Genomic DNA, 14,901 nt, shown 5'->3' with positions numbered 1-14,901 from the left:
GTCTCCTCCACCGGCTTCTCCCTCGTCAGACTCCTATGCGAGCTCGGCGGCTCAAACATCATGCGGCGTCGGCGAGGCGGCCCCACGCAGATTTTCACGCCCGCGAGGCGTCATCCGCAGGTGAACGGCTGACTCCTATGAAGTCACCCCGCCACGTCCAGGCCGAACATCGGGCGGCAAGCTGTCATCCCGTCAACCCCTACCGGGGGCCGGTTCTGCTGAGTCCACTTCTGTCTGGTGAGCCGTAGGCGGTCGGATACGACGGCCTCGTCACCGCGGGCGTCAACCGAGACGCCGTCGTGCTCGTAGCCGAGCTTGCGGGACACGCCCTGAGAGGCGTGGTTGTCGTGGAACACTTCGGTGCGCGCGGCACGTGCGTCGAGGTGGTCGAAGGCCAGGGTGAGCAGGCCGGTCCGTGCCTCGGTTCCGTAGCCCTTGCCGTGGTGTTCGATGCCCAGCCACGAGGACGTCGTGACCTCCCGAACGACTGGGAAATCGCGTGCTCGAAGCGTGACCACGCCAAGCGGCCGGCTGTTGCGGAAGACCCCGAGTCCGAGCTGCCACGCTGCCACGTCCCACTCCGCGAGCTGGCTCCAGTGTCCCTGGAGCACGGACCGTGCTCGATCCTCGGGGCCGCCGTCGGTCCACGGAGTCAAGAACGGGCGCTCGTCCGCCCGGTGCACGCCCTTGCCCGCGAGACTTGCGAGTGCCGCCAGCTCCTCCTCGCGCGGCAGGCGGAGTTCAAGTCGTGGTGTGAAGATGGTCAGGCCGTATTGGGGCCACAGGTCAGCAAGCACGGGCCGGATCATTACGACTCAGTCCACGCCACGCAACTGAAATTACTGCCGAGATCAGAATCGTCATCGCCATGTCAGCGATTTGGGCAAAGATGGAGGCGTCGTTCCCGAGGTCTCGCGCCTGGGGCCCCGCACGCCGGTACCGGCCTGGGGGTAGGGCGAGGGGCGCCGGGTGGGGATATTTCGATGGAATGGGAGCGGCGGGTCTCGTTACTCTCGAGCGGTGATCTACGAGCATCCAGCTGGCGTACCTGATCGGCGTCGAGGGCATGGCTCTGCTGCGGTCCTTCACGGGAGAATTCGACCGCGATTTCGTGGACGCTCGCATCGCCGAGGTGCGGCGGCTGCTCGACGACGAGGCGCTGGCGGACGCGGCCATCGAGGTGGCGCGCGTGGGCACGACCGAGGGATACCGCATCTGGTCGCCCACCTATGACGGGCCCAACGGCCTGTTCGACATCGACGAGCCGATCGTCGAGCGGATCCTCGACGAGATTCCGGCGGGCGTCGCCCTGGACGCCGCCTGCGGCACCGGCCGGGTCGCGGCGTCGCTGGCCAAGCGCGGCCACCGGGTCCTCGGCGTGGACGGCTCACCCGACATGCTCGCCCGGGCGCGGGCCCGGGTGCCGGAGGGTGACTTCCTGCTCGGGGACCTGCACCGCCTGCCGGTGCCCGACGACGCGGTGGACCTGGTCGTCTGCTCGCTCGCGCTGACGCATGTTCCCTCGCTCCAGCCGGTGCTGGCCGAGTTCGCCAGGGTGCTGCGTCCGGGCGGGTACGTCCTGATCTCGGACATGCATCCGGAAGGAGTCGCCCGAGGCCTTGTCCCGACCGTACGGCGGGCGGACGGGAAGCCGGGACGGATCACGAGCTACCGCCACTCGATCGGCGACTACCTGCGCGCGGGCCTGTCGGCCGGATTGCAGGTACGCCGATGCGAGGAGCCCCGGGTGCCGAAGACGGGAGACCCGAGACCGGCGGAGACGCCGTCCACGTCGGAGGCGATCGAGGTCTGGGACGTCTGGCCGTGGTGCCTGACACAACTGGTGCCCGAGGCGGCGCTGGCCGCCCATGGCGACGTGCCGGCGATGGTGATCTGGCTTTTCCAGTCGCCCCCGCTCGACCACTGACGGCGGAGGCCACGGCGTCCGCCGGATCAGCCGGCCGCCTCCCCGGAGGGCGCGAGGACACAGAACTCGGTGCCTTCCGGCCGGGCGGGTGCTTCCACGTTGTCACGCACGAGGCTCATCGGCGCACACCTTGAGGATCGTCCCGGACCGTGTGTCCGCTGTATGTTCGAAAGCCTGCCGGTCTTCTCCGGCCGGGGCCGTCCCGCATCGGGACGGGCGCGGTGCGAACACCGGGGACGCCGTCGCGAGCGGCTCGTCCGCAAGGTGAGGCTCGGGCATCGGGCCGCCGGTGGCGATGCGGCAGACTGATCTGTAGGTCTTGTGAGTGTTCTGTAGTGACCGGCCAACACGCGGGCCAGCGTGGCGGCCCGCGTGAAGGCCGGTGTGCCGGCCCGAGCGGGCCGACATTGAAGGAGCGTGAGAAGCCCATGGCCCATGAGCGTGCGGGACTGCCCGCCCGGCCGTCCGATCTCGTCGACGTGGCCCGTCTCGTCACCGCGTACTACGCGCTGCACCCGGACCCCGAGCAGGTGGGGCAGCGGGTGGCCTTCGGGACGTCGGGGCACCGCGGTTCGGCGCTGAACACGGCGTTCAACGAGGACCACATCCTCGCCACCAGTCAGGCGATCTGCGAGTTCAGGGCGATGAAGGGCGTGGACGGGCCGCTGTTCCTGGGCGCCGACACGCACGCCCTGTCCGAGCCCGCCCGGGTGTCCGCGCTTGAGGTGTTCGCCGCCAACGGCGTGACCGTGCTGATCGACAGCAGGGACGGCTACACGCCGACCCCGGCCGTCTCGCATGCCATCTTGATCCACAACCGCGGCCGCACGTCCGGCCTGGCGGACGGCGTCGTGGTGACGCCGTCGCACAACCCGCCGGCCGACGGCGGCTTCAAGTACAACCCGCCGAACGGCGGCCCGGCCGACACCGACGCCACCGGGTGGATCCAGGACCGGGCCAACGCGCTGATCGCCAGCGGGCTGAAGGAGGTCAGGCGCGTGCCGTACGCGCGGGCCCTGGCCGCCGAGACGACCGGCCGGTACGACTTCCTGTCCGCGTACGTGGACGACCTCGGCTCCGTGCTCGACCTGGACGCGATCAGGAACGCGGGCGTGCGGATCGGCGCCGACCCGCTCGGCGGCGCGTCCGTGGCCTACTGGGGAGAGATCGCCGAGCGGCACCGGCTGGACCTGACCGTGGTGAACCCGCTGGTCGACCCGACCTGGCGGTTCATGACGCTCGACTGGGACGGCAAGATCCGGATGGACTGCTCGTCGCCGCACGCGATGGCGTCCCTGATCGCGAACCGGGGCGCGTACGACGTGTCCACCGGCAACGACGCCGACGCCGACCGGCACGGCATCGTGACCCCCGACGCCGGGCTGATGAACCCCAACCACTTCCTGGCCGCCGCGATCTCCTACCTGTACGGCCACCGGCCCGGCTGGCAGGCGGCGGCCGGGGTCGGCAAGACGCTGGTCAGCAGCAGCATGATCGACCGGGTGGCGGCCGACCTCAACCGGCGGCTGGTCGAGGTCCCGGTCGGGTTCAAGTGGTTCGTCCCCGGGCTGCTCGACGGCTCCCTGGGCTTCGGCGGCGAGGAGAGCGCGGGCGCGTCGTTCCTCCGCCGGGACGGCTCGGTGTGGACGACCGACAAGGACGGCATCATCATGGCCCTGCTCGCCGCCGAGATGCTCGCCGTCACCGGCCGCTCGCCCAGCATGCTGTACGGAGACCTGGTCGCCCGCTTCGGCAACCCGGCGTATGCGCGGGTGGACGCGCCGGCCACCCGCGAGGAGAAGGCGGTGCTGTCGAAGCTCTCCGCCGACCAGGTCACCGCCGACTCCCTGGCCGGCGAGTCGATCACCGAGGTGCTGACGACCGCGCCGGGGAACGGCGCGCCGATCGGCGGGCTGAAGGTCTGCACCGCCAACGCGTGGTTCGCGGCGCGTCCCTCGGGCACCGAGGACGTGTACAAGATCTACGCCGAGTCGTTCCACGGCCCCGAGCACCTCGCCCAGGTGCAGGAGGAGGCCCGGGAGCTCGTCAGCGACGCCCTGCGCGCCTGAACACCCGCGCGCCCGGCGGCTTAAGACGGTTCGGCCTGGGCCAGTGACGCGGCCACGGCGGCGCGCAGCTCCCGCAGCCGGTGCGCGGGCAGTTCGAGAGGGGTGACGTCGGCCGACCAGGGGGCGACGGCGGCCACGATCGAGCGGGCCTGCTTCTTGGTCGGGCCGCCGGGCAGCTTGGTCAGCGCCTCGCGCCAGGTGTTGGCCAGCTTGCCGTGCGCGTGGTCCAGGATCCGGCGCAGGATGATCTCGACGCGCTCCTCCACGACGGCCGCGCTCGCCTGCCCGGCCGGGACCTCCTCCGGCAGCGGTCGCCGCGTCGCGTCCACGACGTTTCCGCGCGCGCGGACGGCGTAGACGGGCGCGAGCGGTTCGGACAGCGCGGAGAGATCGTCCAGGGGCGCGCCGAGGTAGGCACGCACATGCGGCCCCCGCGCGGCCAGCAACAGCCGGGGCAGCGCGGCCTCCAACCCGGCCGGTACGGCGATCGCCACCCGCTCGGCAGCCGCCGCGTACGGCTTGGCCAGCCACGTGGCCAGCTTGGCCCGAGGGGCCCGGGGGAGCAGGTCCCTGGGCCACTCGCCGACGAGGAGCCCGGGGGCGAACTCCGCGAGCGCGGCGGCGTCCGCGCCGCTCGCCGCGGCCTGGGACTCCACCGACTGCGGGCCGTGCGTGTAGATCGCGGAGGCGAAGCGCTCGGTCCGCGCCGCCACGGCGGGCAGGGTCTTGGTCGTCGGGCGCAGGACGTACATGTCGGCGGCCGAGCCGATGGCCTCTGCCCCGAAATACCGGTTGAAATCCGGATACATGGCCTCGTAGGCGAGGTTGAGGTCGTGGAGGGTGCTCTGGACCTTCAACGCCAGCATCGGCGTCCGCTCGCTCGCGCCGTACGCGAGAAGGATCCGGCCCTGCTCCACGTCCCGCAGTCCCTCGCAGGCGCGGGCGACGAAGAGGCCGATGCCCTCCGGCGTGTACGGCGGGTCGGTGACAGCCAGGTCCGCGTACCCGTGCACCGAGGGCGGCAGGCCGAGACGCAGATCCGCCCAGCGGGTGCGCACGTTGAGGCCCAGCCGCTCGGCCTGCTCGCCGATGTAGCCGAGGATGCGCTCGTCGATGTCCACGACGGTCACCTCGACGTCCGGACGGAGCAGCGCCACCGCGAGCGAGGTCAGGTCGTGGTCGCCCACGCACAGGAGCCGCGCCCCCGGCAACCAGAACCGCGCGTCCAGCAGCAGCGCCCGGCGCACGACCGTCTCCGGCGTCGCCGCGACGTGGTCCAGCGCCTGCACCGCGCGCGGCGCGCCCGCGACGAGCCCCTCCATCCGCGCGAGCAGGTCCGCGTGCCGGGGGAGCAGGTGCCCGACCGGGTCGGCGGGCAGTCCGCCCACAGGCAGGCCGGGTCCCCTCCGGCCGGGGCCCGTCGCGTCCGGCGCGGGGCCGGGAACGCGGGGCGCTTCCGCGGCGGGAGCGGCGAGGGGATCCTCCCCGAGCAGCTCCCGGCAGGCGCGGGCCTCCGCGCCGGTCAGCCGGAACCGGTCGCCGGAGTGCTCGACCGCGACCTCGCGCAGCAGCGCCTCGACGCCCCGCCTGGAGGTGGCGGTGACCCGGACCAGATCGGCCCGCGTCCACCACCCGCCTTCGCACAGCAGGGCCAACGCCAGGCGGTAGCGCCGCGCGTCCACTCCCGTCAGCAGTGCGCGCAAAGCGTCGCGCCCCGCGTCCTGATCGCCGCGATCCGCGTTCCGGTATGTCCCCTGATTCACCTGGTCACCCTATCGACGGCGCCGGGGGCGGCCGTCCCCGTCCGCCCGCTCGCTTCCCGGCTGGAACAAACAGACAGACGATCTATCCTGGGAGCATGACGGACGTACTGGTCGGCCAGGGCTGCGTGGGGGCTTGTCAGCTTCTCGGCCGTAAACGACCGAGCTTGCAGCTCCTCGCCATCGATGGAGTCGACGGTTCAGGCCGCGTACGGCAGCGTGACTCACTGCCCAGCGTGGCGAACCACGCCGCGTTGCGATGTCGATAACAGACCAGAGAGCCGTTCCCCGGCATACCGGGTGCGTTCAGTCCCGCCACCGCAACACGAACCGTAACAACAAAACCACGAAGAGGGAAGCCATTCCTCTCGGGCGTGAACGCCCGAGGTTCCTGGCTAGATGGCGCTGAAGCGGGGGCCGTACGAATCCGGTACGAACAGCAACGCAGGGTTCCCCGGCCGCGCCACGAGCTCGGCGAGCTCCCCTCGGCCGGGCTCATCGGCGATGCCGAGCTCCAGGAGAAGAAGGCGAAGCCACCGGCGCGCCGGTGAGCACGTTTCCCCCGTCCTGGCCGCCAACCTGGGCGTCCAGGGGACGTATCGCCTGTTCTCGGGCGACGCCGCTTGTTAAGGTGACGGCGGCGCACGGGGGAGGCTCGTCCGGCAGCGACTGCGCCCGGCGACATTTCGGAGGCATACAGTGACGCACGTCCAGAGTCGCCGGTCGACATTCACGCCGGCGGCCATCCGTCCCGCACGACGCCCGCTCCCGGAGGCCGCGTGAGCCGAGCGCAGCCCCTGATGGCGATGCTGCCCTTCCTGATGATGGGCATCATCGCCACCGCCGACATCCTCGCCGGGTCCCAGTACGTGTTCCTGTCGCTGCTGGCCATCGGCCCGGCGTTCGCGAGCCTGGTGGGCGGCATCCGCCGTACGGTGCTGATCGGCCTCGTCGCGCTGGTGCTCTCGCTGCTCCTCGCCGCCTACAACGACCTGCTGCGCGCCCCCGAGAGCGACCTGAGCGTCGTCTCGATCTGCGGAGTGACCGCCGCCAGCATCCTCGCCACGGCCGGGCGGCAGCGCCGCGAGCGCGAGCTGGCCAACGTGCGCTCGGTCGCCGAGGTCGCCCAGCGCGTGCTGCTGCGTCCGGTGCCCCGGCGGGCGGGCCACCTGCGCGCCGCCGTCTCCTACACGTCCGCGACGGCCGAGGCCCGCATCGGAGGCGACCTGTACGAGATCGTCACCGGTCCGAGCGGAGTCCGGGTCATCGTCGGCGACGTCCAGGGCAAGGGGCTGGAGGCGGTGGAGACCGCGGCCCTCGTCCTCGGCGCGTTCCGCGAGGCGGCGCACGACGAGCCGGACCTCCTCGGCGTCAGCGCCCGGGTGGAGAAGGCGCTCAACCGGCGGCTGACCGGTGAGGACTTCGTCACCGCGATACTCGCCGAGGCCCATCCGGACGGGACGCTGACCCTGCTCAACTACGGGCATCCGGCCCCGCTGATCCTGCGGGCCGACGGCGAGGTCGCGTTCGTCGAGCCGGACGTCTGCGCGCCGCCGCTCGGCCTCGCCATACTGGCGGTGGACGGGCCGTCCCCCTACGAGATCCCGTTCGGGGCGGGCGACCAGGTCCTCCTCTACACGGACGGGGTCATCGAGGCGCGTGACCGCGCCCGCCGCTTCTACCCGCTCGCCGAGCGCGCCCACCTGCTCAAGGAGGACGATCCCGAGGCGGCCCTGGAGGCGTTGCGGCTCGACCTCGTCGCGCACGTGGACGCCCCGCTGCACGACGACGCCGCCATGCTGCTGCTGCGCTGCCGCCGAGTGTGACCGGGCCGGATCCCGGGTCCGTGAGCGTTCGCCGTCCTGGGATCCCCGCTTCCACCGGCGCCCCGGTCTTGATAGGTTTCCCCGGGGTGAGCCGGGAAGTCTGGTCGGCAGTGCCGTCACCGACCCTGGAGTGCCCCCATGCGAGCTCGTGATCTCGCCGTCGACTTCCCGACGGTCACCCTCGACACGCCGATGATGGAGGCCGCGCGGTTACTCGCGGACCAGGATCTCCCCGGCCTGATCGTGGTCGATGACAGCGGTCTCCCGCGCACGGTCCTTCCGGGGACGCAGGTGCTGCGGCTGGCCGTGCCCCGCTACTGCCAGGACGACCCCGCACTCGCCCGCGTCGTGGACGAGGCGCACGCCGACGTGTTCGTCCGCTCGCTCGCCGGCCGTACCGTCCGGGAATGCCTGCCGGAGGACCCGCGTGAGCTGCCGGTGACCGACCCCGACGCCACGGTGCTGGAGATCGCCTCGCTCATGGCGCGGACGCGCAGCCCGCTGGTCGCGGTCGTCGGCGACGGACGGCTGTGCGGAGCGGTCACCCTGCAGGCTCTGCTCGACCGGGTGCTCGCCTCGTGACCGTCACCGCCTGGCTGTCGGTGGTGGCGTTCGTCTGCACGTACGCGCTGATCGCGACGGAGCGGGTGCACCGCGTGGCGGCGGCGCTCGGCGGTGCCGGGCTCATGCTGCTGATCCACGCCACCTCCGCCCCCTCGGCGTTCTTCTCCGAGCACACCGGGATCGACTGGAACGTCATCTTCCTGCTGTTCGGCATGATGGTCATCGTCGGCGTGCTCAAGCAGACGGGCGTCTTCGAATACCTGGCGATCTGGGCCGCGAAGCGGGCGCGGGGCCGCCCGTTCCGGCTGCTGGTGCTGCTCGTGGTGATCACCGCGGGCGCGTCCGCGCTGCTGGACAACGTCACGACCGTGCTGCTGATCGCCCCGGTGACGTTCCTCGTCTGTGAGCGGCTCGCGCTCAACGTCGCGCCGTTCCTCATCGCCGAGGCCATGGCGTCCAACATCGGCGGCACGGCCACGCTCGTCGGCGACCCGCCCAACATCATCATCGCCAGCCGGGGCGGGCTCACGTTCAATGACTTCCTCGTCCACCTGGCCCCCCTCATCGTCGTCCTGATGGTCGTGTTCATCGGTCTGTGCCGGGTGATGTTCCGGAAGGAGTTCCGCTACGACCCCGACCGGGCCGCCGAGATCATGGCGTTGAACGAGCGGGAGGCGATCGCCGACCGCAGGCTGCTGTGGCAGAGCCTCGCGGTGCTCGCCGTGGTGATGGCGGCGTTCGTACTGCATCCGGTGCTGCACTACGAGCCCTCCGTGGTGGCGCTTCTGGGCGCCGGGGTGCTGGTCGCCGCCACCCGGGTCACCACCGAGGAGGCGATCCGCGAGGTCGAGTGGCCGACCCTGGTGTTCTTCGCCGGGCTGTTCGTCATGGTCGGCGCGCTCGTCAATACCGGCGTGATCGGCAAGATCTCCGAGGCGGCGGTCGGTGCCACCCAGGGCCATCTCGGGTTCGCGACCATGCTGCTGCTGTGGGCCTCCGCGGCGCTGTCGGCCGTCGTGGACAACATCCCGTACGTCGCGACGATGAGCCCGATCGTGGCCGACCTCGTGCAGGCCAACGGCGGGAACGACGTGGCGCAGGTGCTGTGGTGGGCCCTGGCGCTCGGCGCCGACCTCGGCGGCAACGCGACCGCCGTGGGCGCGGCCGCCAACGTCGTCGTCCTCGGCATCGCCGCCCGCAACCGGACGCCGATCAGCTTCTGGCAGTTCACCAAGTACGGGTTGGTCGTCACCCTGGTCACCGTCGCGATCTCCACGCCCTACCTGTGGTTCCGCTATCTCATGTGAGGCGCGGCGGATGGTGATCTTCGGGGAGCGGTTGGGAGACCGGCGGGTCCCCGTGGGACGATGAAAGCGAAATGGGCGCGATTACTCCCTTCCGACTGGCACGCACCACGGCCTTCGCCGTGGTGTGCGTCGTGCTGGGCGTGATCGCGCACCTGTTCGGCGGTGGGTCGCTCTCGGGGCCGAGGGTCGCCGCCGCGCTCGCGCTCGCGTTCGCCGCCGCCCTTCCCTGGACCGGGAGGGAGCGCGGCCTGGCCGTGATCCTTCCTCTCCTCGGCGGCCTCCAGGTGGCCCTGCACCTGCTGTTCAGCCTGCGGTACACCGCGCCCGTCACGGACGGGTTCGGGGACGCGACGCCGCTTGTCGAGGCGGGCGGGCACCTCCACTCCGGGCTGGTGCCGGGCCTCGGCATGCTGATCACCCACGGGTGGGCCGTCGGCCTGACGGCGCTGTGGCTCGCGCGCGGCGAGGCCATGCTGTGGTCGCTGCTGCGGCGGTTCGCCGCCCGGCTGTGCCTCCTCCTGGACGTCCTGCTCGTCCCGGCCCCCGCTCCCTTCCACGCCTGCCGTACCACCGAGCCGGAGATCCTCCGCGCCCGGGAGCTGCGGCACGCGGTCAGCCGTCGCGGGCCGCCCGCGCTCCCGGCCGCCGCGCGCTGACGCGCCGCACCGCACTTTCCGTACGGGATTCGCCGGACGGCGGCTCTCGTGAGCCCGATTTCTGGGACCGACGGCGGATCGGACCGGGTGCGCACCTGTGCCCCGCACCGGCCGTGCCGCCGGGTCGCCCGGACGGCCTGACTCGCGAACGGCCGGTCCGGCCCGTACGCGCCGGGTCCCTGTCATGCCTGGCTCGCGGGCTCCGTCCGTGTGAACCGCTCCCGGCGTTCGCCGATGTGCCGGCCCGTCCCGGCTCGTCGTGACCGCTCTGCCGTCCCGCCGGCGTACGCGTCGACCGCGGCCGACGCGCTGAGCGGCCCGTCCATCCGAATCGAAGACTGCCGCGATCCCGCCCTGCCGCGGATTGCTCCCAACGACAACCACCACCGACCGGTACGGCACAGCCGCGGATCACCCGGCACGCCGTACCCGGCCGAAGAAAGGCAACCTGCCATGTTCCTTCGTCGCATCGCACCCGCCGCCGTCCTCATCGCCGTGGTCAGCGCCTGCGGCTCCCAGCCCGCGGCCCAGCCGGACACCCAGGCCGCGGCCCAGACCGCTCCTGCGGCCACCCCGGCGCCGTCCGGCCAGGCCGCGATCTCCGTGACCGACCCGTGGGTGAAGAGCACCGGGTCCGGCATGACCGCGGCCTTCGGCACCCTGGTCAACAACGGCGACACCGAGGTGACCGTGCTGTCCGCGACCTCCCCGCTCTCGCCCGACGTCGAGCTGCACGAGGTCGTCGACTCCGGCGGCAAGATGGTCATGCGGCCCAAGGAGGGCGGCTTCACGATCCCGGCCCACGGCACGCACCTGCTCGAACCGGGCGCCGACCACATCATGATGATGGGCGTCACCAAGCCGGTGAAGCCCGGCGACCAGATCTCCTTCACGCTCACCTTCAAGGACGGCGGGACGCTGGAGTTCACCGGGATCGGCAAGGACTTCGCCGGCGGCAAGGAGAACTACCAGCCCGGCATGGACCACGACGCCGACGGCGGCCACGGCGGGGATGACGGCGACCACGGTGCGAGCGGTGAGACCGGCAAGGACCACGGCTGATCGACATGCGTGAACCCCGACTGAGCCGGAGGGGACTGCTCGCGGGAGGCGCCGCCACTGCGGTCGGCGCCCTCGCCGCGTGCGCGCCCTCCGGAACCCCCACGGCCGCCACCGCGGCGGCGACCGCCGTCCCCGCCTCCGCGGGCACGGCGGTGGAGCCCTTCCACGGCACGCACCAGAGCGGCGTCGCGACGAGCCCGCAGACGTACGCCGCCTTCCTCGGCCTGGACCTGCGCAAGGGTATGGACAAGGAGGCGATCGGCCGCCTGATGCGGCTGCTCACCGACGACGCCCGCCGCCTCACCGAGGGACGGCCGGCTCTGGCCGACGTCGAACCGGAGCTCGCGCTCAACCCGGCCCGGCTGACCGTCACGTTCGGGTTCGGCCCCGGGTTGTTCACGGCGGCCGGGGTCGAGCACCTGCGGCCCAAGACGGTGGCGGCGCTGCCCGCGTTCTCCATCGACAAGCTGGAGAAACAGTGGAGCGACGGCGACCTGCTGGTGCAGATCTGCGCCGACGACGGCGTCACGCTCTCCCACGCCCTCCGCATGATCGTGAAGGACGCGCGGGCGTTCGCCAAGGTGCGCTGGACCCAGCGGGGGTTCCGCAGGAGCCCGCTGGTCCAGGAGCCCGGCACGACGCAGCGCAACCTCATGGGCCAGCTCGACGGGACCGTCAACCCGGCGCCGGGGACGGTGGACTTCGACCGCGCGGTCTGGATCAGCGACGGCCCCGAGTGGCTGCGCGGCGGCACGACCCTCGTGCTGCGGCGCATCCACATGGACCTGGAGACCTGGGACGCCGCGGACCGGGTCGCCAGAGAGTTCAGCGTGGGACGCCGTCTCGACAACGGGGCGCCCATCACCGGCAGCGCCGAACATGACGAACCGGACTTCGAGAAGCTCGGCCCCGCCGGGTTCCCCGTCATCTCCGAGTACGCCCACATCAGGCGGGCGCGCGTCCAGGACCCGGGCCAGCGGATCTTCCGGCGGCCGTACAACTACGACGAAGGCGTCACCGCGGACGGCAAATCCTCCTCCGGGCTGCTGTTCGCGTCGTACCAGGCCGACATCGACCGCCAGTTCGTCCCCGTGCAGCGGAACCTCGCGGAGGTCGACCTGCTGAACGAGTGGACGGTTCCGATCGGCTCCGCCGTCTTCGCGATCCCGCCCGGCTGCGCCCCCAACGGCTGGGTCGGAGACACGTTGCTCGGCTGACGCCGTCCGTCCCCCTCCCGGGACGTTTCGGCCGCTGACGAAACGTCCCGGGCCTAGCGTCTAAGGCATGGCAGCAGCGACGTCGCCCCGGTTCGAGGGCGGGCAGTGGGTCATCAGCCGGTACGCGGACGCGTGCGCGGTGCTCTCCGACGACCGCTTCGCGGTCCCGGACGCGCCGCCCGGCGGGACGGGTATCGAGACGGGCATCGAGACCGGCATGGGGTGGCTGCGCGGCGCGGTCAGCCGCTTCGCCAACGGCCGCAGGCACGCCGAGGGCCGCCGCGCCGCCGTCGCGGCGCTCACACCGCTCGATCCCGTACGCCTGCGCGAGGCGGCGCGGCGGCGGGCGGGTACGGCGCTGCGGGACGGCGTGCCGTTTGACGCGGTCGCCAGGCGGATCCCCGTGGCCGTGCTGGCGGACGTGCTGTGCGACGACTCGGGGAGCGATCCGGACGAGGTGGCCGACCTCGTCGGTGTGATCGCCGACGCGTACTTCCCCGGGACCGGGCCGGACGCCCCGGCGGACGCGGCCCTGGACCGGCTGCTGTGTCTGTTGCGCTCGCTCCGCTCGCGCGGGCTCGGGGCGCCCTCAGGCGATTCCTCAGCCCACTCGTTCCTCAGGCCAGACACCGCCGCGCCCCTCGCGGGGCCGGAGGCCGGAACGCTCGCCGCCACGGTAATGCTGCTGGTCCAGGCGTGCGACTCCACCGCCGGTCTGATCCGCAACGCCGCCCGGAGCCTGACCGGCCGGCCCGATCCGGCCGCGATCGACGAGCTGCTGGAGGAGACGCTGCGGCTCGACCCGCCGCTGAAGGTGCTGCGCCGGGTGGCCACGGAGCGGGTGACGCTGGGTGACGTCGTCGTCGAGGCGGGCACGGCGGTCGTGATCGACGTGCCCGCCGCCGGCCGGGACGCCGCGGTGTCCTCCACGAGGCCTCCGGGCGCGGCTCATCTCACCTTCGGGCACGGGCTCCGCCCCTGCCCCGGCGACCGGCTCGCCCTTTCCCTGGCCGCCGGCGTCCTGGAGGCCGTCGCGGACAGCCGCCGTACCACGGGGACGCCGGGGGAGCGGGCCTTCGCCGCGTTCCGGGAGATGCACCACGGACCGGCGCCCCTGGTGCTGCCGAACGCGTGGGACTACGCGTCGGCGGCGGCGCTGGCCCGGGCCGGGTTCACGGCGGTGGGGACGACGAGTCTCGGCGTGGCGGCCGTCGCCGGAAAGCCGGACGGCGAGGGGGCCACCAGGGACGAGACGGTCGCGCTGGCCCGGCGGCTGGCACGGCTGCCCTGCCTGGTGAGCGTGGACATCGAAGGCGGGTTCGGCGGCACGCCCGGCCAGGTGGCGGACCTGGCGGCGGAGCTGGCCGCGTTCGGCGTGGTCGGGGTGAACCTGGAGGACGGACGGCCCGGCGGCCGCCTCGCCCCGGTCGCCGCCGTCCAGGAGGCGGTGGCGGCGATCAAGGAGCGGGTGCCCGGCATGTTCGTCAACGCCCGTACGGACACGTTCTGGCTCGCCACGACCTTGACGGGAGACGAGGCCGGGACGGCGGAGAGCCGGCTCCGGCCGGAGGATCAGGTCGCGGGGAAGGAGCCGAGCGGGGCCGAGATGCTGGACGAGGCCCTGCGCAGGTGCCGGGCGTACGCGGAGGCGGGGGCCGACGGCGTCTTCGTGCCCGGTATCGCCGAGGCGGAGCACATCCGGGCGCTCGCCGGCGGAACGGGAGTGCCGCTCAACGTCCTGTTCCTGCCGGCCGGGCACACCGTGGCCGGGCTGGCCGAGCTGGGCGTACGGCGGATCAGTTGCGGCTCCCTGCTGTACCGGGCGGCGCTGGGCGCGGCCGTCACGACGGCGCTCGCCGTCGCGGAGGGCGGCCCGGTGGCCGCCGGCCTCCCCGGCTACGCGGAGGTCCAGGCGCTCCTGAAGGGGTGACCGGCCGCGAGCGCGCTCGACGGCCGGAAGCACGTCCTCCCCGGCCGTCTCTGCGACGGGCGGTGCGGCGAGATCACCGGGCCAGCGTGTCGCCGACCCACTCGCGCAGCTCCGACGGCGGCGCCGCGCCCCTCTGCCGGCTGACGACCTGCCCCTGCTTCATCACGACGAGGGTCGGGATGGCATGGACGCCGAAGCGCTCGGACAGGCGGTGCGCCTGGTCGACGTTCACCTTCACGAGCTTGAGCCGTCCGGCGAACTCCTCCGCGAGCCGTTCGAGCGCCGGGGTCACCATGCGGCACGGCGCGCACCACCCGGCCCAGAAGTCGACCACGACGGGGATCTGCGCGGCTTCGGCGATCTCGGCGAAGTCGTCGTCCCCCGCGTCGGTGACCCAGGGCAGGGGCTCGTGGCAGTGGCCGCAGCGCGGGACCCCCGAGGAGGCGCTGGGCAGCCGGTTCTTCCGCTCGCAGTGCACGCACTGCACCACGCCCGATTCCGTGATCTGGGAGGACATTCGCCGTGCCTCCGGATGCTCGTCCCTACTGGTCCAGCCCGCCTACCCGCCACCGGAACGGATAAA

Annotated in this window: 12 protein-coding genes; 9 read left to right on the top strand and 3 right to left on the bottom strand. The window is 72.4% G+C overall.

Annotated elements, in window-relative coordinates:
- Positions 1 to 143 precede the first annotated feature (143 nt).
- Entirely contained in the window at positions 144 to 797 is a 654-nt protein-coding gene (locus ACQP1V_RS23645; RefSeq protein WP_433411788.1) for a GNAT family N-acetyltransferase, read from the bottom strand.
- A gap of 269 nt (positions 798 to 1,066) precedes the next feature.
- On the opposite strand from ACQP1V_RS23645, the gene ACQP1V_RS23640 reads away from it, so the two are divergent.
- Both ACQP1V_RS23640 and pgm read left to right on the top strand, forming a co-directional pair.
- Positions 1,067 to 1,927, top strand: coding sequence for a class I SAM-dependent methyltransferase (locus ACQP1V_RS23640; RefSeq protein WP_433411786.1), 861 nt, complete (start codon positions 1,067 to 1,069; stop codon positions 1,925 to 1,927).
- Positions 1,928 to 2,355: 428 nt separating this feature from the next.
- Positions 2,356 to 3,996 carry a phosphoglucomutase (alpha-D-glucose-1,6-bisphosphate-dependent) gene (gene pgm / locus ACQP1V_RS23635; RefSeq protein ID WP_433411784.1) on the top strand — a complete coding sequence of 547 codons (1,641 nt, stop codon included), beginning with the start codon at positions 2,356 to 2,358 and terminating at the stop codon, positions 3,994 to 3,996.
- Between the two features lie 20 nt (positions 3,997 to 4,016).
- Here the strand turns inward: pgm and ACQP1V_RS23630 are convergent, their stop codons facing one another.
- Positions 4,017 to 5,759, bottom strand: coding sequence for a bis-aminopropyl spermidine synthase family protein (locus ACQP1V_RS23630; RefSeq protein ID WP_433411782.1), 1,743 nt, complete (start codon positions 5,757 to 5,759; stop codon positions 4,017 to 4,019).
- Positions 5,760 to 6,535: 776 nt separating this feature from the next.
- Between ACQP1V_RS23630 and ACQP1V_RS23625 the strand changes: the two genes are divergently transcribed.
- From ACQP1V_RS23625 to ACQP1V_RS23595, 7 genes are all read left to right on the top strand, one after another.
- Entirely contained in the window at positions 6,536 to 7,582 is a 1,047-nt protein-coding gene (locus ACQP1V_RS23625; protein WP_433411779.1) for a PP2C family protein-serine/threonine phosphatase, read from the top strand.
- A 138-nt stretch (positions 7,583 to 7,720) separates the two neighbouring features.
- On the top strand, positions 7,721 to 8,164 hold the full coding sequence (locus ACQP1V_RS23620; RefSeq protein ID WP_433411777.1) for a CBS domain-containing protein: 444 nt from the start codon (positions 7,721 to 7,723) through the stop codon (positions 8,162 to 8,164).
- Positions 8,161 to 9,453 (top strand): ArsB/NhaD family transporter, encoded by a 1,293-nt coding sequence (locus ACQP1V_RS23615; protein WP_433411775.1) that lies wholly within the window; start codon positions 8,161 to 8,163, stop codon positions 9,451 to 9,453. The genes ACQP1V_RS23620 and ACQP1V_RS23615 overlap by 4 nt, the downstream gene beginning before the upstream one ends.
- Positions 9,454 to 9,524: 71 nt before the next feature.
- Positions 9,525 to 10,109 carry an MFS transporter gene (locus tag ACQP1V_RS23610; protein WP_433411772.1) on the top strand — a complete coding sequence of 195 codons (585 nt, stop codon included), beginning with the start codon at positions 9,525 to 9,527 and terminating at the stop codon, positions 10,107 to 10,109.
- Between the two features lie 453 nt (positions 10,110 to 10,562).
- On the top strand, positions 10,563 to 11,171 hold the full coding sequence (locus ACQP1V_RS23605; protein WP_387414256.1) for a copper chaperone PCu(A)C: 609 nt from the start codon (positions 10,563 to 10,565) through the stop codon (positions 11,169 to 11,171).
- Positions 11,172 to 11,176: 5 nt separating this feature from the next.
- Positions 11,177 to 12,388 carry a Dyp-type peroxidase gene (locus ACQP1V_RS23600; protein WP_433411770.1) on the top strand — a complete coding sequence of 404 codons (1,212 nt, stop codon included), beginning with the start codon at positions 11,177 to 11,179 and terminating at the stop codon, positions 12,386 to 12,388.
- A gap of 67 nt (positions 12,389 to 12,455) precedes the next feature.
- On the top strand, positions 12,456 to 14,318 hold the full coding sequence (locus ACQP1V_RS23595) for a cytochrome P450 (RefSeq protein WP_433411768.1): 1,863 nt from the start codon (positions 12,456 to 12,458) through the stop codon (positions 14,316 to 14,318).
- A gap of 73 nt (positions 14,319 to 14,391) precedes the next feature.
- Here ACQP1V_RS23595 and trxA read toward each other — a convergent pair whose 3' ends face one another.
- The gene (gene trxA, locus ACQP1V_RS23590; RefSeq protein ID WP_433411766.1) at positions 14,392 to 14,835 is read right to left on the bottom strand and encodes a thioredoxin; all 444 of its coding nucleotides are present in this window, start codon (positions 14,833 to 14,835) and stop codon (positions 14,392 to 14,394) included.
- Positions 14,836 to 14,901 lie beyond the last annotated feature (66 nt).

Source organism: Microtetraspora malaysiensis, assembly GCF_050947145.1.
GTDB classification, from domain to species: Bacteria; Actinomycetota; Actinomycetes; order Streptosporangiales; family Streptosporangiaceae; genus Microtetraspora_A; species Microtetraspora_A malaysiensis.
The sequence above is the reverse complement of the archived record's forward strand: the minus strand, read 5'-3'. Positions and strand labels throughout refer to the sequence as shown.